Origin of the sequence: Pelagerythrobacter marensis (assembly GCF_001028625.1) — a bacterium.
Lineage (GTDB): Bacteria > Pseudomonadota > Alphaproteobacteria > Sphingomonadales > Sphingomonadaceae > Pelagerythrobacter > Pelagerythrobacter marensis.
Map to the genome: position 1 here is coordinate 2,255,564 of NZ_CP011805.1, position 18,656 is coordinate 2,274,219.

The window sequence follows — 18,656 nt, forward strand, 5'->3', positions numbered from 1 at the left end:
GGGTTCCTCGTCTCCCTCGGTTTCATTTTACAGCCCCGTCCTAAGTGACTGAAATGGAACACCGCGAACGTTGCCGGTTTACATCGGAATTGGCGGGCACGGGCGCTTGTCGGCAGCTTGGAAGGCTGGGGCTTTACCACTAAGCTATACCCGCCCGCTCGGCGCCTGCGTTGCCATCATTGGCGCGGATTCGCAATATCGCGTTTCGGAAATCCTGCCTTTGGGCAGGCTTACCTTGCTGCCCCCAAAGCAAATCCGCTTTTGCGACGTTCTGTCGATGGTCTAGCCAGCTTGGCCGACCCCCAGCAGCGGCAGATTTTCCATAGCGCCATGCGTCGACTAACCCATCTCGAACGGCTCGAGGCCGAGAGCATTCACATCATGCGCGAGGTCGCGGCAGAGGCCGTGCGTCCCGTCATGCTCTATTCCGTCGGCAAGGACAGCGCGGTCATGCTGCACCTTGCCCGCAAGGCCTTCCATCCCTCGCCGCCGCCCTTCCCTCTGCTCCACGTCGACACGACGTGGAAATTCACCGCCATGTACGAAATGCGCGACAGGATGGCCGAGAAGGCGGGGATGGAGTTGCTCGTCTGGCATAACCCGGAAGCGAGTGAGCGCGGGATCAACCCGTTCGACCACGGGCCGCTGCACACCGACATGTGGAAGACGCAGGGGCTGAAGCAGGCGCTCGATCACTACGGGTTCGATGTCGCCTTCGGCGGCGCGCGGCGCGACGAGGAGAAGAGCCGGGCGAAGGAGCGGATCTTCTCCTTCCGCACCGCCAGCCACGGGTGGGACCCGAAGAACCAGCGGCCCGAGCTGTGGAACCTCTACAACGCGCGCAAGGCCAAGGGCGAAAGCATCCGCGTTTTCCCCCTGTCCAACTGGACCGAGCTCGACATCTGGCAGTACATCATGGCCGAAGGGATCGATATCGTCCCCCTCTACCTCGCCGCGCCGCGCCCCACGGTGGAGCGCGACGGGCTGCTGCTGATGGTCGACGACGAACGTTTCCCGCTCGAACCCGGGGAGGAGCCGGTGATGCGGTCGATCCGCTTCCGCACGCTCGGCTGCTACCCGCTGACCGGCGCGGTCGAGAGCGAGGCCTCGACCCTGAGCGAGGTCGTGCAGGAAATGCTCCTGACCACCACCAGCGAACGCCAGGGCCGCGCGATCGACAAGGATGAAGGCGGCGCCGGCATGGAGAAGAAGAAGCAAGAGGGGTACTTCTGATGGCCCGCGACGCTTCGCACGAGCCGGCTTACAAGGCCGACAGCCTGATCGCCGAGGATATCGACGCCTATCTGGAGCAGCACCAGAACAAGGGCCTGCTGCGTTTCATCACCTGCGGCAGCGTGGACGACGGGAAGTCCACGCTGATCGGGCGGCTGCTGTACGATTCGAAGATGATCTTCGAAGACCAGCTCGCCAGCCTTGAGGCGGATTCGAAGAAAGTCGGCACCCAGGGCCAGGATCTCGATTTCGCACTGCTGGTCGACGGGCTGGCGGCCGAGCGCGAGCAGGGCATCACGATCGATGTCGCCTATCGCTTTTTCGCGACGCAGAAACGCAAGTTCATCGTCGCCGACACGCCCGGGCACGAACAGTATACGCGCAACATGGTCACCGGGGCTTCGACGGCCGATCTCGCGGTGATCCTGGTCGATGCGCGCAAGGGCGTGCTGGTGCAGACCCGCCGCCATTCCTATCTCGCGCACCTGATCGGCATTCGCCATCTCGTGCTGGCGGTGAACAAGATGGACCTGGTCGATTACGACCGCGAGACCTTCGAAAGCATCGTTGCCGACTATCGCGCCTTCGCCGAGCAAATCGGCATCGAGGATTTCACCGCGATTCCGATTTCGGGCTTCAAGGGCGACAACATCACTGCTGCGCCGTCACCCGCCACGCCGTGGTACGATGGGCCGAGCCTGATCGATCATCTCGAAACGGTCGAAATCGCCAACACCGCGGCCCAGGCGCGATCGTTCGCCATGCCGGTACAATGGGTCAATCGGCCCAACCTCGATTTCCGCGGATTCTCCGGTCTCATTGCCGGCGGCACCGTCAAGCCGGGCGATCCGGTGCGCATTGTGCCTTCGGGCAAGACCAGCACCATCAAATCCATCGTCACCTTCGACGGCGAATGGGACGAAGCGGTTGCCGGGCAGTCGGTCACGCTGACACTCGAAGACGAAGTTGACTGTTCGCGCGGCGATGTGATCGCCGCAGCCGAAGATCCGCCCGAAGCGTCCGACCAGTTCGAAGCGACGATCGTGTGGATGAATGACGAAGCGCTGAAGCCCGGGCGCGGCTACTGGCTCAAGCTCGGCACCCAGACCGTGACCGCCACGGTGCAGGAGCCGAAGTACGAGATCAACGTCAACACGCTGGAACAGCTCGCGGCCAAATCGCTGACTCTCAATGCCATCGGCGTGGCCGAATTGCGTACCGACCGGCCGATCGTGTTCGAACCCTATGCCGACAGCCGCGCGCTGGGCGGGTTCATCCTGATCGACAAGATCACGAATGCCACGGTCGGCGCGGGGATGCTGCATTTCAGCCTGCGCCGCGCGCAGAACGTTCATTGGCAACCGACCACGATCACGCGCGAGGACCACGCGGCGATGAAGAACCAGCGGCCGCGCGTGCTGTGGTTCACCGGCCTTTCCGGGTCGGGCAAATCGACCATCGCCAACGCGGTGGAGCAGAAGCTGAATCTGATGAACCGGCACACGTTCCTGCTCGATGGCGATAACGTTCGCCACGGCCTGAACAGGGATCTGGGCTTTACCGAAGCCGACCGGATCGAGAACATCCGCCGCGTGGGCGAAGTGGCCAAGCTGATGACCGACGCGGGCCTGATCGTCCTAACCGCTTTCATCAGCCCGTTCCGCGCCGAACGGCAGATGGTGCGCGCGATGATCGACGAATGCGAATTTATCGAAATTTTCGTCGACACCCCGCTCGAAGTTGCCGAAGCGCGCGATGTGAAGGGGCTGTACAAGAAAGCTCGCAGCGGCCAGCTTAAGAACTTCACCGGGATCGACAGTCCTTATGAAGAACCCGAAGCCCCCGAAATCCGCGTCAACACGGTCGAAATGACCGTGGAGGAAGCGGCAGACTACATCGTTTCCAGGATCCTTCCCCTCAAATGACCGCAATGACCGACGCCGATCTGGCAGCCCATCTGGCCAAAGTTGCCGGACGAATCCTGATCGAAGTGCGCGACAGCGGCATGTTCAAGGGCAAACAGCTTGGCAGCGCCGGGGACGAAGTGTCAAACCGCTATCTGCTCCACGCGCTGCGGGCGCAGCGCCCGGACGATGGCATCCTGTCGGAAGAGAGCCGTGACACGCTGACCCGTATCGACAAGAGCCGCGTCTGGATCATCGACCCGGTGGACGGCACACGCGAATACGGGGAAGCGCGCGCCGACTGGGCCGTTCATGTCGGGCTGTCGATCGATGGAGAGGCAAAAGTGGGCGCCGTCGCGCTGCCCGGCCTCAACGGCGGCGAAGTGCTGCGCAGCGACCGCGTCGCGCCGCTGGCATCCGCTGCGGAGCGGCCGCGCCTCGTCGTCAGCCGCACCCGTCCGGCTCCTCAGGCCGAAGCGGTCGCGCAGGCAATCGGCGGGGAGCTGGTGGAAATGGGCTCGGCAGGGGCGAAGGCGATGGCGGTTGTTCGCGGTGCTGCGGAAATCTATCTTCACGCCGGCGGGCAGTATCAGTGGGACAATTGCGCCCCGGTCGCGGTTGCCGCCGCCCACGGGCTGCACTGTTCGCGCATCGACGGCAGCCCCCTGCGGTACAACGGACGGGATACGTCGTTGCCCGACCTGCTCATCTGCCGGCCGGAGTGGGCCGAGCGCGTCCTGGCGGAAGTTCGCCAGACTATCTGACGCTCATTCGGCTGTCGCCGCATCGTCCGGCAACGGTGCCTGCCCTTCCGCCAGGGGCTCTTCATCAGTCGGCACCGCGATATTGACGTCCACCCGCCGATTGGCAGCCCGCCCGGCTTCATCGGGAGAGCCGTCGAGATTGGCATTGGGCGCGATCGGACGCTGTTCGCCCAGCGCAATTATGCGGATGCGCTCCGCATCGACGCCGCGTTCGACCAGCCAGTCGCGCACCATTTCCGCGCGGCGGCGCGAGATGCGCAGATTGGCCTCGTCCTCGCCCAGCGAATCGGTATGGCCGCGCAGGACTATCGCACCGCCCGCATCCAGCTGGGGCGATTCCACGATCGTTTCGAGATCGGAGATGGCCTCGTCCGACAGCGCGCCGCCCGCGTCCGCGAATGTGACGCTGGCTTCCAGTGGTTCGAGGGCAGGCTCGATCCGTTCAACCTCCACGTCCGGCCTGATGATGGACGCGGGCGAAGCCGTCGGCGTCGGGCTGGGTTCGGGCGGGGCGGGCTGTTCGCTGCCGTTGCAGCCTGCGAGTGCGAGCGCGGCCGTTGCCGCCACCCATCGTCTCATAGTGCTAGTCCTCTCGCTCATGCCGGTTGCGCATCCGGTTCGTCGGACGCCGGAGGCCGAACCGCCTCCCCCGCCACCCGGCTTTTGGGCGGGGTGAATGAAATGATCGTATCGCCGGGCCTCGGGTCCGGTCGTGCAGCATGGGTGAAGAAGCGGAGTGTTCCGCCCTTGCGTACCAGCAGCAGCAGGTGCCCTTCTTCCGGCAACAGTTCGCGCGCGTCGTCGAAATCGAACTCTTCGGAAAGCTTCGTCTTGCGAAACACCCAGCCTTTTGCCTGGCGTTCGTTCACGTCTCCGACGCCGAACCCCGATTCGAACAGGGCCCGCCCGCGCAGCGATGCAGGGATCGCATGTTTATCGGCTTCATCGGCGGATTCGCCGAGCTGATAGACGGTGTCGCGCCCGATTTCATACGCGAACTCGTTACAGACCAGTGTATTGTACGCCTCGTTCTCGGTCGCCGCGACGAGGACCTGGAACGGGGAGAGATCGAGGTTGTGCTCGGTCGCTTCGTTCAGAATTTCCCCGTGATAATAAGGCAGCCCCGCCCGCCGCGCCGCAGCCAGGCGCTGCCAGCTGGAATCGACGATCATCACCGGTGTCTTGAGCGACTGCATTTCGTGAGCCAGGGCAATTGTCCACGGCGTGCTGCCCACGATCAGCAGCCCCGGACGGGTCGTGCCCTTCACCCCCAGCAGCCGGGCCACGAGGTTGACGGTGAACCCATGCGCGACAATCGTTGCGACGACGACCGCGAAGCTGAGGCCGATCAACACCTCGCCATCGGCGTAGCCCAGATCGGACAGGCGCAGCGCAAACAGGCCCGAGATAGCGACCAGCACGATCCCGCGCGGTGCGATCCAGGCAAGGAACAGTCGCTCGTTCCAGGGGACCGAACTGAACAGCAGGCTGGTCAGGATCGTGAGCGGCCGCACCAGGAACAGAAGCGCGAGCAGAAACAGGCCGAAGCGCCAGTTGAGATAGCTCAGCTCGCTGTAATCGAGCGAGGCAGACAGCAGGACGAAGATCCCGGAAACCAGCAGCACCGCGATGTTCTGCTTGAACGGGTGGATAGAGCGGAGGCTGGAAACGTTCATGTTCGCCAGCGCGACGCCCATCACCGTCACGGCGACGAGCCCCGCTTCGTGCTCGATCTTGTTGCTCAGCACAAAGACGCCGATGACCATGGTCAGCAGCACGGGAACCTTCAGATATTCGGGAATCAATCCGCGCGGGAACGACCAGGCCACGAAGCGCGCGGCAACATAGCCGATCCCGCCCGCGAGAAAGGCCGCGATGATCATCGGCGGCACGACCTCGACCACCGTTGCGCCGGGCGCTGCGGCGACCATGCGGAAGTATTCGTAGGCGATAACCGCGCATAGCGCGCCGATGGGATCGTTGACGATCGCTTCCCATTTCAGAACCGCCGCCGGGCGGGGCTGAACGCTCGACTGGCGCAGCATCGGCAGAACGACGGTGGGGCCCGTTACCACCAGAATGCCGGCGAACAGGATCGCGACCGGCCAGACGAGGCCGGCAATGTAATAGCCGGCGAAACTGCCCAGCAGCCATCCGATCGGCACGCCGAAGAAGACCAGACGCCAGACCGCATCGCCGGCATGGCGCAATTCGCGAAGGTCCAGGCTCAAACCGCCTTCGAACAGGATCAGGGCCACGCCGATGGCGACCATCGGTTCCAGCAGCTCGCCGAATGCATGTTCGGGATCGAACAGGCCAAGGACCGGGCCGGCGAGAAAACCCGCCGCCAGCATCAGCACGATTGCGGGCCAGCCGGTGCGCCAGGCGACCCATTGGGCGCCGATGCCGAGCACGCCCACGAGCGCGATGACGAGTGCCTGTTCTTCCATGGTGTCGGAGTGTTCCCCTCTGCCGCCCCCTGAATATACGCACCGGGAACGGAATCTATCCCGTCAGTCGCCCGGAAACTGCATCAGCGCATCAACCGCGATACCATCGGCCCGCAGTTTGGCCGCCCCGCCCAGATCGGGCAAGTCGATCGCGAAAATCGCCGTTGGGACGACGGCGCCAGCCTTGCGCAACAGCGCCGCCGCGGCGAGCGCGGTGCCCCCGGTCGCGATCAGATCGTCGACGATGATCACCCTCTCGCCAGCCGCAATCGCGCCGGGATCGATTTCCAGGCGGTCGCTGCCATACTCAAGCACGTAGTCCACGCCCAGCGTCGCAACCGGCAGCTTGCCGGGTTTGCGCACCGGTATGAAGCCGACGCCCAGCTGCACCGCCACGGCTGCGCCGAAAATGAAACCGCGCGCCTCCATCCCGGCAATCGCCTGCGCCCCGGCAGCCTGCGCCAGGCGAGCGAGATGACCGACTGCAGCGGCGAAGCCCACGCCGTGCCCGATCAGGGTCGTGATATCGCGAAACTGCACGCCGGGCGCCGGAAAGTCCGGCACGGTTCGGACAATGGCCTTGAGATCTTTGGGTGTCATCGCTCAGGCCCCAAATGCAAAGCCCCCCTCGCATCGCATGGGATGGAGGGGGGCATCATGCTGCGTATTGCGATCGGTATCAGTCGTGCTCGCGCCTGGGCGAACCGCTGGACCAGACCTGCTTCTTGGCGAAGAATGCCAGGATCGTCGCAAAAATCAGGAAGCCGAGCACCGGCCACCCGGTCTGGCGCCGCTCAACCATCTTGGGTTCTGCGGTCCAGGTCAGGAAGGCCGCGACGTCGGCGCTCATCTGCCGGATCGTCGGTTCGGGATTGCCTTCGGCATAAGTGACCTGACCGTCCGCCGTGATCGGGGGCGCCATCGCGAGATTCAGGTTGGGGAAGTACTGGTTGAAGTGCAGCCCGGCCGGCGTGTCGAAATCCGGGAACTGCGCCGTCAGCTCGTCAGGGATCGGGCCATAGCCGGTCAGCAGCGAATAGACGTATTCCGGCCCGTGATGACGCGCCTTGGTCATCAGCGAAAGATCGGGCGGGATCGCGTTGTTGTTCGCCGCGGCCGCCGCCACCGCGTTCGGATAGGGTGACGGGAAGTAATCGGTCGGCACACCTGCACGGAAGGTCGCTTCGCCCGTGTCGGGGTTGATGCCCGGAACCTGATAGCTCGCTGCCTCGGCCTTGATCTGGCCTTCGGTGTAACCGAGCCCGGCAAGGTCGCGGAAGGCGACGTACTTCAGGCTGTGGCAGGCGGCGCACACTTCCTTGTACACCTGATAACCGCGCTGCAACTGCGCCATGTCCCAGGTGCCCAGGGGCCCGTCATGCTCGAAGCCGCCTTCGGGCCCGTGGGGCGCGAGATGGAATTCATGCTCGGCAGTGTGCTGGGCTTCTTCGGTCGCCCAGGTGTAGGCGCCGGTGACGAAGGCTAGCAGCACGACGATGCTGAAGCCGAGACCGACGAGGATTGCGATAGGCCGGATCATGTTGCGTCTCTTTCTCTCGTCCTCAACTCAGGTCGCGGGCGTCGTGTTTTCGCCGAGCACGGCCTTCTTGTCCGACCCCAGCACGGCTTCGGTGATCGAATAGGGCAGCGGCTCGGGCTTCTCGAACGACGAGACGAGCGGCAGGATCACGAGGAAGTGCAGGAAGTAGTATGCGGTCGCGATCTGGCTCAGCATCACATAGGGTTCTTCAGCCGGGGCGCCGCCGCAATAGAACAGCACCGCCATCGCCGGAATCAGACCGAACCAGAAGAACTTGCGGAACAGCGGGCGGTAATGGCCGCTGCGCACCGGCGAACGGTCGAGCCAGGGCAGGAAGAACCACAGCAGGATCGCCGCGAACATCGCGATCACGCCCCACAGCTTCGCCGGCAGGATGAAGTCCATCGTGAAGGCGCGCAGGATCGCGTAGAAGGGCCAGAAGTACCATTCGGGAACGATGTGTGCCGGCGTCGAAAGCGCGTTCGCTTCGATGTAGTTGTCCGGGTGACCCAGCGCGTTGGGCAGGAAGAACACCATGATGGCGAACAGCACCAGGATCACGCCCAGGCCGAAGCCGTCCTTCGCCGTGTAGTACGGGTGGAACGGCACGGTGTCGCTTTCGCTCTTCACTTCCACGCCCGTGGGGTTCGACGAACCCGGAATGTGCAGCGCCCAGATATGCAGGATGACGACACCCGCAATCACGAACGGCAGCAGGAAGTGGAGCGAGAAGAAGCGGTTGAGCGCCGCGTCGTCAGGCGCATAGCCGCCCAGCAGCCAGACCTGCAACGGCTCGCCCACGACGGGGATCGCACCGAACAGGCCGGTGATGACTTTCGCACCCCAGAAGCTCATCTGGCCCCAGGGCAGGACGTAGCCCATGAAGGCGGTGGCCATCATCAGCAGGAAGATCACCACGCCCAGCAGCCACACCATCTCGCGCGGCGCCTTGTACGACGAGTAATAGAACCCGCGGAAAATGTGCAGGTAGATGACGATGAAGAAGAAGCTGGCACCGTTGGCGTGCGCATAGCGCATCAGCCAGCCCCAGTTCACGTCGCGCATGATGTGTTCGACCTTGCCGAAGGCGACGGTCGCATCGGATGCGTAGTGCATCGCCAGCACGATGCCGGTGACGATCTGCAGCACCAGGAAGAACCCGGCGAGAACGCCGAAATTCCACATGTAGTTGAGATTGCGCGGCACCGGATAACCGGCACCAACGGCATTATAGACGAGCCGCGGCAGGGGCAGCTTCTCGTCGAAGAATTTCGTGACCGGATTGGTCGGCGTATATTCCTTGGCCCAGGGAAAGCTCATTTTCTGTCTCTCGCTCCTCAGCCGACCGTGATCACGGTGTCGGAAGTGAACTCGTATTCCGGCACTTCGAGGTTGGTCGGCGCCGGACCTTTGCGAATGCGCGCGGCCGTGTCGTAGTGCGAACCGTGGCAGGGGCAGAAATAGCCGCCAAACTCACCCTTGTTCTCGCCTTCGGCCGCACCCAGCGGCACGCAGCCGAGGTGGGTGCACACGCCCATGGTGACGAGCACGTCCTCGTGCCCTTCCTTGGTCCGATCCTGCAGGGTCTGCGGATCGCGCAGCGAACCGGCGTCGACCGCATTGGCTTCCGCGATTTCCTTCGCCGTCAGTCGGCGCACGAACAGCGGCTGCTTGCGGAACACGGCCTTGATCGCCTGCCCGGGCTCGATCGCCGAAACGTCGACTTCCGTGCTGCTTTCGGCAAGAACGTCTGCCGAAGGGGCCATCTGGCTGATCAGCGGATAGAGCACCGCCACCCCGCCGAAGCCGGCGGCGCTTACCGCCGCAATGTTGATGAAGTCGCGCCGGTGAACCCCCTCGCCGTGCCCCGCATCATGCGGATCGGCGACGGCTTCGGGTGTCGCGGCGCCAGTCGTATCAGCCATCACTTCTGCCTTAGTTCCGACGTGTCTTGCCCTGATCCGGCCCGTCACCGGCGGGGAGAACCCCCGCACAGCCGCCGCCTGCAGATATGCAGACGAGGCCCCCTACGGAGCCGGTTTGGGCGGCCTGTAGACGCGAAAGCCACCGCTGCCAACCGCCTTTTTCCAACGGCAGGAAGGCTATGGACGCAGCCCGACGAGAGAAATCAGCCGCCCGTAATTCGCCTCCCCCCGGTGGGTGGCGCGCCGGAAGGAGTAGAACAGGTCCGGTTCCGCATATGTGTCGCAACCCAGGGTTTCGACCCGTTCGACGCCCGCCACGCCCAGCCGCATGGCGGCATAGGCCGGCAGATCGAACTGCCAGTGACCGGGCCCGCCAGGGTTGAAAAAGCGGCTGTCGCCAGCATCGAACTGATCGCGGAAACCATCGTCCACTTCGTAACTGGGCTGCATGATGCACGGCCCGATGGCGGCCGCAATGGCGGAGCGGTCCGCACCCAGGGCGACCATCGCGTCCACCGTGTTTTCCAGCACGCCCGCCCTCGCGCCGCGCCAGCCGGCGTGAGCGGCCCCGACCACGCCGGCCACGCTGTCCGCCAGGAGCACGGGCGCGCAGTCGGCTGTCACGATGCCCAGCAGAATGCCGCGCCGGTGCGTGACGAGGCCATCGGCGCGGGGACGGTCTTCGTCCGCCCAGGGCTCGTCCACTGTCACGACGTCGGGCGAATGGATCTGGTGCACGCTGACCAGCGGCGCGCCCGGCAGGACCGCTTCAGAGGCAAGCCGCCGGTTTTCGCGCACTGCCGCCGGGTCGTCGTCAGCCCCGAAGCCGCATTGCAGCCCCGCCGCCTCACCCAGAGAGACACCGCCGCGCCGGGTCAGAAACCCGTGTGGCACGCCTTCGAGCGCGTCCGCCGCCAGCGGTTCAACCAAGCGACCGCTCCACCTGCTCGCGCGTGTCCCGCGACAGGCCGGGAGCGGCTGCGATCCGTTCAAGTTCAGCCCGCATCAGTGCCGCCCGGCCCGGTTCGATCCGCCGCCAGCGCCCGAGCGGTGGGACAAACCGCGCGGCAGTCTGCGCGTTGATCGGATCGAGGTCGAGGATCAGGTCCGCGACCAGCCGATATCCTTCGCCGCTCTCGGTATGGAAGGCATGGGGATTGCCCGCAAATGCCATGTAGAGCGCACGCACGCGATTGGGATTGCGCAGTGTGAAATCCTGATGCTCGCGCAAAGCCTTCACGTGTTCGATCGCCGCGGGGTGGAGCGACATGGCCTGGAGGCTGAACCATTTGTCGATCACCAGCGCATTGCTCCGATGCCGACGGTAGAAATCGATCAGGCGATCGGTGCGCGCCGCGCTGTCGAGACCGCACAGCGCCATCAATGCGCCCTGACGGTCGGTCATGTTATCTGCCGCGTCGTATTGCCGTGCGGCCAGCTCTGCCGCCGCTTCGCGATCTCCGGCGGCGAGATAGGACAGGGCCAGCGTCTTGACCTTGCGCGCGCCCCGGGCCTTTCGATCGAGGGCGTAGGGAACGGCGCTCGCCCGGGAATGCAGGGTGCGGAGCCGGTCGCCCAGTTCGCCGGCCAGCCAGCGTTTCAACCCTTCGCGTTCGCGATGGATTCGCCCCGGATCGGCAACAAGCATCTGTTCGGCCAGGTAAGCCTCGCCAGGCAGGACCATCAGCTCGCCGCGCATCAGATCGTCCAGCCGGCTATCTTCAAGGACGGCGGCGAGCGCTTCCGCGATCGCATCCTGCCCCTGCTGGCGGTCGCTGGCATCAAGGCCTTCGCCGGCGGCCGCGACCAGATGGCCGACAACCAGTTCCTGCATTGCCTCCGCCCGGGCAAAGGCGTCATCGTCGCGCGCAGCGAGAAAAACCAGATCGTCCCGCGACGCCTGGCGTTCGATCGAAATCGGCGCGGAGAAGCCCCGATTGATCGAGAGGACGGGCCGCTCGGCAAAACCATCGAAGGCGATGGTTGCCTCCGCATCTTCCAGCACGATCAGCTGTTCGCCCGCGTGCGTGCCCGATGCGCGATCGAACAACGCCAGGCGCAACGGGATAGGCATCGGCTGCTTGGCAGGCTGGCCCGGCGTCGGCGGGACATACTGACGCAGGGTCAGCGTCGCTGTGTTGCCACGGTGATCGAGCTCGACCGAAACCTTCGGCGTGCCCGCTTGCGAATACCAGCGGCGGAACGTGCCCAGGTCCAGCCCGGCGCCATCCTCCATCGCAGAGACGAAATCCTCGCACGTCGCCGCTTCGCCGTCGTGGCGGTCGAAATAGAGATCAGTGCCGGCGCGAAACGCCTCCGGCCCGGCCATCGTGCGCATCATGCGGATGACTTCGGCGCCCTTGTTGTAGACGGTGGCGGTGTAGAAGTTCGAGATCTCGCGGAAACTGTCGGGGCGGATGGGGTGCGCCAGCGGGCCCGAATCCTCGGGAAACTGGACCGAGCGCAGGACGCGGACGTCCTCGATCCGCTTGACCGCCTCGCCCTGCAGGTCTTGGCTGAACAGCTGGTCGCGCAGAACGGTGAAGCCTTCCTTCAGCGACAGCTGGAACCAGTCGCGGCAGGTCACCCGGTTGCCCGACCAGTTATGGAAATACTCGTGCCCGATCACGCCCTCGATCGCGTCGTAGTCGCCATCGGTGGCGGTTTCGGGATCGGCCAGGACGTACTTCGTATTGAAGATGTTGAGGCCCTTGTTCTCCATTGCGCCCATGTTGAAATCGCCGACGGCGACGATGTTGAACTGATCGAGGTCGTATTCGCGGCCGAAAGCGTCCTCGTCCCACTTCATCGCACGTTTGAGCGATTCCATCGCGTGTTCGGTGCGCGGCAGATCCTCTTCGCGGACCCAGACGTTCAGCGCCACTTCGCGCCCGCCCATCGTGGTGAACCGATCGGACCGGGCGACCAGATCGCCAGCGACCAGCGCGAAAAGGTAACTCGGCTTGGGCCAAGGGTCGTGCCATTCGGCCCAGTGACGGCCATCGTCCGATTCGCCATGCGCCACTGCGTTGCCATTGGACAGCAGCACCGGGAATTGCGTTCGCGAACCTTCCATCCGCACCCGATAGGTCGAAAGGACATCGGGCCGATCGGGGAAGAACGCGATCCGGCGAAACCCTTCCGCCTCGCACTGCGTGCAAAGCATTCCGTTCGAGGCATAGAGGCCCATCAGCTGCGAGTTGGCCGAAGGATCGATCTCGGTTTCGATCATGATCTCGTGCGCATCGCCTGCCAGAGGCAGCACCAGATCGCCTTCGTCCATCGCCCAGTCGTTCACCGGCGCACCGTCGATCGCAACGCGGCGCGGGGAAAGCCCGTCGCCGTTCAGGCGGATCGTGTCCGCCCGGTCCCCCCGCGCATTGCGGGCGACGGTCAATGTCGAGCGCACGATTGTGCGATCGAGACCGAGATCGAAATCCAGCACGATTTCGGGCACCAGCCAGGGAAAGGGCCGGTAATCCTCGCGCCGAATCAGGGGCGGTTCCTTCGGCTCGGGTGCCGCGTCGGCCATTTCCGGGTTCCCGTCAGGGGTGGTGGGGTCTGATCGAATATCCATAGTTCGAAGCTTCTAGGTCCTTTCGCTTGCGCGTCCATCGGATAGAACGCGGATATGCGCACAATGTTCATCTTCGGCATGGGTTACACCGCCAGCCGCATCGCAAGCGTGCTGAGCGCCCGCGGCTGGACGGTCAACGGAACCGGGCGGCACGGCGATACCGCCTTCGACGATACCGCGGCGGTGCGCAGCGCACTCTCCCGCGCCGATCACGTGCTGTCTTCGGTTCCGCCCGATCGCGCGAGCGGCGAGGATCCCGTTCTGGCGCGATACGGCGGGCTGATCGATCATGCCGGGCGCTGGGTCGGCTATCTGTCTTCTACCGGAGTCTATGGTGATACGGGCGGGGCATGGGCCGATGAAAGCGCACCGATCGGCACGGGCCGCCGGGCCAACCGCGCTGCCGCCGACGCGGTCTGGCTGGAGCGCGGGGCGCGGGTCTTCCGCCTGCCGGGAATCTACGGGCCGGGGCGCAGCGCTCTCGACCGCGTGCGCGAGGGCAAGGCGCATCGGATCGACCTGGGTCCGGGCGCGCAGGGCCAGGTGTTCAGCCGGGTCCATGTGGACGATATCGTCACCGGCGTGCTCGCCGCGCTGGAGGCGCCGGCGGGGGCCTACAACCTCGCCGACGACTTGCCCACGAGCCAGAACACGGTGGTGGAAGAAGCCTGCCGCCTGCTCGGCCGCGCGCCACCACCGTTGATGAGCCCGGACGAGGCCGGCCTGTCGGCGATGGCGCGCGGCTTCTATGCGGAAAACCGCCGGATCGCCAACGGCAAGGCACGCCGGGTTCTCGGCTGGCGGCCCAGCTATCCCACCTTCCGCGAAGGACTGGCGGCCCTGCTCTGAAACGCCGGGTCAGACCTGCCGCGCGCGCAAGGCAATGATCATTCCGCCCAGGCCCAGGACGGCACCGGCCACTGCCAGCGTGGACCAGGCATAGCCTTCCACCAGCGTCGAAATGAACATGGCGACCACGATTACCAGCACGCCGTTGTAAGCCGCCCTGCCCGCACCGATCTGCCGCACGATCGTGTAGTACAGCGGAAAGGTCACCACCGACCCGGCAATGGCAAGCCAGGCCGTACCGAACCAGAATGCCGACGTTACCGGGATCACCGGCGGCCCCGTCATGCTCCAGGCAAAGGCGATATCGAAGCCCGTGCCGTAAAGCATCGACCATGCCAGGAGGCTTGCCATCGGCAGGGCCCGGCCCGTCTCATTGGCCTGGATCACGTTGGCGATCGAAGCGGACAGAATACCGCCAATGGCCAGCGCTACGCCCAGCAGGACGCTGCCGCCCAGCGGCGACAGACGCGCTTCGTGCAGCAGCAACAGCCCGATGCCGACAATTGCGATTGCACTGCCGGTCAGAAACCGGGGGGTCACCTTCTGTCCCAGCAGCCAGCGACCGAAGAGCGCATTGGGCACCATCAACATGCCGAACATGACCGCGACGACGCCCGAGGTCAGGTGAAGCTCCGCCCGATAGACGAAATTGAAATTGCCGCAGAACTGCGTCAGCCCGACAGCGAGCGCAAGCAGGTGCCCGGCCCTGCCAATGGCAAGCGAACGGCGCATCGCCAATGCGACGATGAACATCGCCGGGGTCGCGAGGGCAAAGCGATAGGCGACCGACCAGCTAGGGGGAACGTCATGAATCTGCCCGGTGATGACATACCAGGTGGAACCCCAGATCAGGGCAACGATCAGAAACGGCAGCGCGATCCGCAGGCGCAGCAGCGCGTGTCGGCGCGCGCTACCCGCTGCCTCGCTCACAGGCCGGATATCGCACGTGCGAGCGCGGCGACAGCGCCGGGATCGTTGTTCCAGGCGGTTACGAACCGGCCCGCTTCTGCTCCCCAATCGTAGAATCCGAAACCCTGCGCGCGCAGTGCCGAGCGTTCTTCAGGCGACAGGCGAACGAACAGCTCGTTCGCCTCGACCGGGTGCATCAGCCGCTCTCCGCACGCTCCGGCAATCTCGGCGGCGGCTGCATTGGCCGCGCGCGCGTTTTCCAGCCAGAGATCCCCCTCGGCCATGGCCAGCACCTGCGCGGCGAGGAAGCGGCCCTTCGACTGCAAATGTCCCGCGCGTTTGCGCCGATAGCGGGCCAGATCGGCGGCGGCGGGATCGAAGAAGACCACGGCCTCCGCACTCATCCCCCCGTTCTTGATGCACCCGAAACTCAGAACGTCGGCCGGCCCCGCAGCCTGTGCCGCGGAACAGCCGAGAAAGGCAGCCGCATTGGCGAAACGCGCACCGTCAACGTGCAGGCCCAGCCCACGCTCGCGTGCCAGGCTGCCAATCGCAGCCAGTTCTCCAGGGCGATAGCATCGTCCGTACTCGCTCGCCTGAGTGATCGAAATCGCATGCGGCTGGACCTGGTGGACGTCGTCCCGAATCGGATCGATGACCTCGCGGATCGTACCGGGGTCCAGCTTCGCCCCGTCCCCGCCGGCAAGCATCAGCTTGGCACCGTGCAGATAGAATCCCGGCGCGCCGCCTTCGTCCATCTCGATATGAGCTTCGTGATGGCAGACCACCGCGCCATGCGGCTGCACCAGCGTTGCCAGCGCGAGGCAATTGGCAGCAGTGCCGGTCGCAACCCAGATCGCGGCACATTCGCGTCCGAACAGGTCGCCGAAGGCATCATCCAGCCGCCGCGACAGTCCATCGCCGTCGTACGGTGCATCGGCCGCGTCGGCGGCCTGCATGGCTGCCCATACACGGGGGTGGACGGCGGCGGCATTGTCGGAAAGAAACTGCATCGCGGAACGCGTCTAACCACCGCAGCGTTTAGCGCAAGAAGGAGCGCACCCATGACCGTCGAAGGCCTCGAAACCACACGTCACCCCGGACCGGGCGAGGAGCCGGTGCACGGCGAATATCGGGCTCACGTGCCCGGCACCGATCATATCGGGCGCTTGACCTGGAAGGCGCGCGGTAATGCGCGGATTGCCGATCACACCCTTGTTCCGTCGGAAATTGGGGGCCGCGGTGTTGCCGCAGCGTTGGTGAAAGCGTTGATCGCCGACGCGCGCGAGCAAGGCTTCACGATCGTGCCGCAATGTTCCTATGTCGAGGCGCAGTTTCGCCGCCACCCGGAATGGAGCGATCTTCTCGCGCCCACGCCATCCTGACGCGAAGTTGGCGCTAGCCCAGCTGCGAGAAATCCTGCGTGCAAGTGCTGTCCAGGATTTCATCACGCAGCGTCTGGGCACGCGCCAGCGGAATGCCCGCGAGTTCCAGCGTGCCCCCGGCCAGGCCCAGATGCAACGTGGCATAGCCCCGTCGCCGCGCAATCGGCCCCTGGGCGATTTCCGCCGAATGCAGCTTCACCCGGCTGGCGACATCGGTCCGCGGCGCAAGCCAGCCCCTGCGGGCGTAAAGCCAGGTGCCATCTATTGCATGACGCTCGAACCGCCAGAGACGCCATTGCCAGAGGCTCAGAACCCCGCCCAGCACCAACGGCGCGAGCGCGAATAGCGGGCTCGCGGCCTCCGTAACCGTCAGCGAGGCGAAAACGGCAAAGGCGACAATCACACCTATCGCGGCTGCCAGCAGCGCGCTGTCAAAACGGTAGCGACCGCTTGCCCGGTGCCAGTCGAGCCCTTCGGTCGGCATCGCAAATCCGGCTGCCTGCGCGATAGGCGCCAGTTCATTCCAGCGTGCGAATGGCGCCACATCGTGGCTGGCCGCGCCTGCATCTTGTGCCAGGCTGACGAACTTAAGCCCGTGCCACCCGAAGCGCCGGCGGATAAGGCCGGTGCGGAACTGGAGCGCCTGAACCCTGTGCGCCGGCATGACCACGTCGGTCCGGGTCAGCAATCCGCGGCGGCGGCGAAAGCCCTTGTCGGTCCGGTCGAGCACGAAACCCCATTCGCGCAGCACGGTACGGATAAGCCCCGTGGTAACGCCGAGCGCGATGAACGAGGCCACCGCCAGCGCGCCGCCCACGATCTTCGCCGTCGACCCGAGGCCGGAGAGCCACGATCCCGGACCGGCCAGCCTCTCCTCCCACCGGTCGAAGTCCCAGATGTCGAACGGCAGGAGGAAATCGAGCTGCTGCGCCGCGCCGGCAACTATTGCGACGACCGCGAGCGAGAATTCGAACACTCCGAAGGTGAATATCCTGCGCGGCCCCATCGCGAACAGGGGCCGCGCGTCAGTCGCCGCTTCGCCCTGCGGCACCTCGTCAGGGGTACTTTCACTCTCTTTGCGCGAGCGGACCACTTCGCGCAGGCGTTCGCCCTCAACCTCCCGCACGAACGACAGCTTCAGCTCGTCCTTGCCGCCGGCCCCGGTTTCGAAACGCACTTCGACCAGGCCGAACATGCGCGCCAGCAAACCCTGTTCGAGGCTGACGTCCTGGATGCGTTCGTACGGCACGGAGCGCGCCGCCCGGCTCAGGACCCCGCTCTCGACCCGAATATCCTGTTCACCGATGCGATAGGTCAGGCGCCGCCATTGCAGCCAGACAACCGCCAGCGTCGCGCCCAGAATCAGGAAGGCGAGCGGGACGATGGCGAGCAGCCACGCCCCCTGGTCGCGCAGAACGAAAGCGGCAGCAATAAGGGCTGGAACAGTCTGCCGCATCCCGGTGGCGGCATGGAGGGCAAGGCCCACAGGCTCCGTTCGCTGTTCGCGTCCGTCGTCCGGTTCGCTGTCTGCCAGCTCGGCCATCGTCACATCGTGTCGCGCCGAATGCGCGCGCGGATCGTCTCGCGCATCGCACGCGCATCGCCTTCGGCAAGGCCGGGCAGCGTCACCGAAGCATTATGATTGCCCGCGGTGTGCAAAGTGAGCGTGGCAAGGCCGTAAGCACGCTCCAGCGGCCCCTGATCCACATCGATATGCTGAACCCTGCCGAACGGCACGATGGTATCCGAACGAAACAGGATGCCCCGCACGACCCGCAGCCGATCCTCGCCCATCATATAGCCGCGCGCCGCATAACGGCGAAGCGGCACACGTACGACGAGAAACGCAGCGACCAGCAGTACCGGCACGATAAAGGCACCTGTGGGCAGGAGATCGGCCATTTCGAGCACGAACGCACCGATCGCAAACGGCGCCGCCACCACCAGAGCCATGATGCGCATGACCTTGACATGATTGGGGTGCAGCGCGGTTAGCTCTTCGCTCTCTTCCATAGTGCATTACATGGATAAGACGGTCGCGAAGGGCAAGGGACTGTTTTTGTGCCAGGTCAGACATCGAGCCGAACGACGTTTCCCATGTCGAGGTCGAAGGGGGCCAG

Annotated in this window: 17 protein-coding genes and 1 tRNA gene; 5 read left to right on the plus strand and 13 right to left on the minus strand. The window is 64.9% G+C overall.

Going from position 1 to position 18,656, the window contains the following annotated elements; all coding sequences use genetic code 11:
* Positions 1-91: 91 nt before the first annotated feature.
* Positions 92-154 (minus strand) — tRNA-Gly (locus AM2010_RS14220).
* A gap of 161 nt (positions 155-315) precedes the next feature.
* Between AM2010_RS14220 and cysD the strand changes: the two genes are divergently transcribed.
* From cysD to AM2010_RS10695, 3 genes are read left to right on the plus strand one after another with little or no spacing between them, the layout of a single operon-like run.
* Positions 316-1,233 (plus strand): sulfate adenylyltransferase subunit CysD, encoded by a 918-nt coding sequence (gene cysD, locus AM2010_RS10685; protein WP_269084056.1) that lies wholly within the window; start codon positions 316-318, stop codon positions 1,231-1,233.
* Entirely contained in the window at positions 1,233-3,158 is a 1,926-nt protein-coding gene (cysN, locus tag AM2010_RS10690) for a sulfate adenylyltransferase subunit CysN (protein ID WP_047807050.1), read from the plus strand. The genes cysD and cysN overlap by 1 nt, the downstream gene beginning before the upstream one ends.
* Positions 3,159-3,163: 5 nt before the next feature.
* A complete protein-coding gene (locus AM2010_RS10695; protein WP_047807913.1) occupies positions 3,164-3,901 on the plus strand; it encodes a 3'(2'),5'-bisphosphate nucleotidase CysQ in 738 nt (245 codons plus the stop codon).
* Between the two features lie 3 nt (positions 3,902-3,904).
* Here the strand turns inward: AM2010_RS10695 and AM2010_RS10700 are convergent, their stop codons facing one another.
* From AM2010_RS10700 to pepN, 8 genes are all read right to left on the minus strand, one after another.
* The gene (locus AM2010_RS10700; protein ID WP_160325573.1) at positions 3,905-4,480 is read right to left on the minus strand and encodes an OmpA family protein; all 576 of its coding nucleotides are present in this window, start codon (positions 4,478-4,480) and stop codon (positions 3,905-3,907) included.
* A 17-nt stretch (positions 4,481-4,497) separates the two neighbouring features.
* Positions 4,498-6,351, minus strand: coding sequence for a cation:proton antiporter (locus AM2010_RS10705; protein ID WP_047807051.1), 1,854 nt, complete (start codon positions 6,349-6,351; stop codon positions 4,498-4,500).
* Positions 6,352-6,414: 63 nt separating this feature from the next.
* Positions 6,415-6,951, minus strand: a complete 537-nt coding sequence (locus tag AM2010_RS10710) for an adenine phosphoribosyltransferase (protein WP_047807052.1) — start codon at positions 6,949-6,951, stop codon at positions 6,415-6,417.
* 79 nt (positions 6,952-7,030) lie between these two features.
* Positions 7,031-7,891 carry a cytochrome c1 gene (locus AM2010_RS10715; protein ID WP_047807053.1) on the minus strand — a complete coding sequence of 287 codons (861 nt, stop codon included), beginning with the start codon at positions 7,889-7,891 and terminating at the stop codon, positions 7,031-7,033.
* 27 nt (positions 7,892-7,918) lie between these two features.
* Positions 7,919-9,211, minus strand: a complete 1,293-nt coding sequence (locus AM2010_RS10720) for a cytochrome b (RefSeq protein WP_047807054.1) — start codon at positions 9,209-9,211, stop codon at positions 7,919-7,921.
* 17 nt (positions 9,212-9,228) lie between these two features.
* Positions 9,229-9,816: a ubiquinol-cytochrome c reductase iron-sulfur subunit gene (petA, locus tag AM2010_RS10725; RefSeq protein WP_082132890.1), complete on the minus strand. Its 588-nt coding sequence runs from the start codon at positions 9,814-9,816 to the stop codon at positions 9,229-9,231.
* A 177-nt stretch (positions 9,817-9,993) separates the two neighbouring features.
* Positions 9,994-10,746: a peptidoglycan editing factor PgeF gene (pgeF, locus tag AM2010_RS10730; protein ID WP_047807055.1), complete on the minus strand. Its 753-nt coding sequence runs from the start codon at positions 10,744-10,746 to the stop codon at positions 9,994-9,996.
* Entirely contained in the window at positions 10,739-13,393 is a 2,655-nt protein-coding gene (pepN, locus tag AM2010_RS10735; protein WP_047807056.1) for an aminopeptidase N, read from the minus strand. Before pepN ends, pgeF begins: the two co-directional genes overlap by 8 nt.
* A gap of 54 nt (positions 13,394-13,447) precedes the next feature.
* Here pepN and AM2010_RS10740 point away from each other — a divergent pair, with 54 nt between their 5' ends.
* On the plus strand, positions 13,448-14,242 hold the full coding sequence (locus AM2010_RS10740) for a Rossmann-fold NAD(P)-binding domain-containing protein (protein ID WP_047807057.1): 795 nt from the start codon (positions 13,448-13,450) through the stop codon (positions 14,240-14,242).
* A 9-nt stretch (positions 14,243-14,251) separates the two neighbouring features.
* Here AM2010_RS10740 and AM2010_RS10745 read toward each other — a convergent pair whose 3' ends face one another.
* Complete coding sequence (locus AM2010_RS10745) at positions 14,252-15,172, minus strand: DMT family transporter (RefSeq protein WP_047807058.1); 921 nt, start codon at positions 15,170-15,172, stop codon at positions 14,252-14,254.
* Positions 15,169-16,164 carry a threonine aldolase family protein gene (locus AM2010_RS10750; RefSeq protein WP_047807059.1) on the minus strand — a complete coding sequence of 332 codons (996 nt, stop codon included), beginning with the start codon at positions 16,162-16,164 and terminating at the stop codon, positions 15,169-15,171. The genes AM2010_RS10745 and AM2010_RS10750 overlap by 4 nt, the downstream gene beginning before the upstream one ends.
* 51 nt (positions 16,165-16,215) lie before the next feature.
* On the opposite strand from AM2010_RS10750, the gene AM2010_RS10755 reads away from it, so the two are divergent.
* The gene (locus AM2010_RS10755) at positions 16,216-16,536 is read left to right on the plus strand and encodes a GNAT family N-acetyltransferase (protein WP_047807060.1); all 321 of its coding nucleotides are present in this window, start codon (positions 16,216-16,218) and stop codon (positions 16,534-16,536) included.
* A gap of 13 nt (positions 16,537-16,549) precedes the next feature.
* Here AM2010_RS10755 and AM2010_RS10760 read toward each other — a convergent pair whose 3' ends face one another.
* Together AM2010_RS10760 and AM2010_RS10765 are read right to left on the minus strand one after the other, a co-directional pair.
* Entirely contained in the window at positions 16,550-18,079 is a 1,530-nt protein-coding gene (locus AM2010_RS10760; RefSeq protein WP_047807061.1) for a PH domain-containing protein, read from the minus strand.
* A gap of 2 nt (positions 18,080-18,081) precedes the next feature.
* Positions 18,082-18,549: a PH domain-containing protein gene (locus AM2010_RS10765; protein ID WP_047807062.1), complete on the minus strand. Its 468-nt coding sequence runs from the start codon at positions 18,547-18,549 to the stop codon at positions 18,082-18,084.
* Positions 18,550-18,656 lie beyond the last annotated feature (107 nt).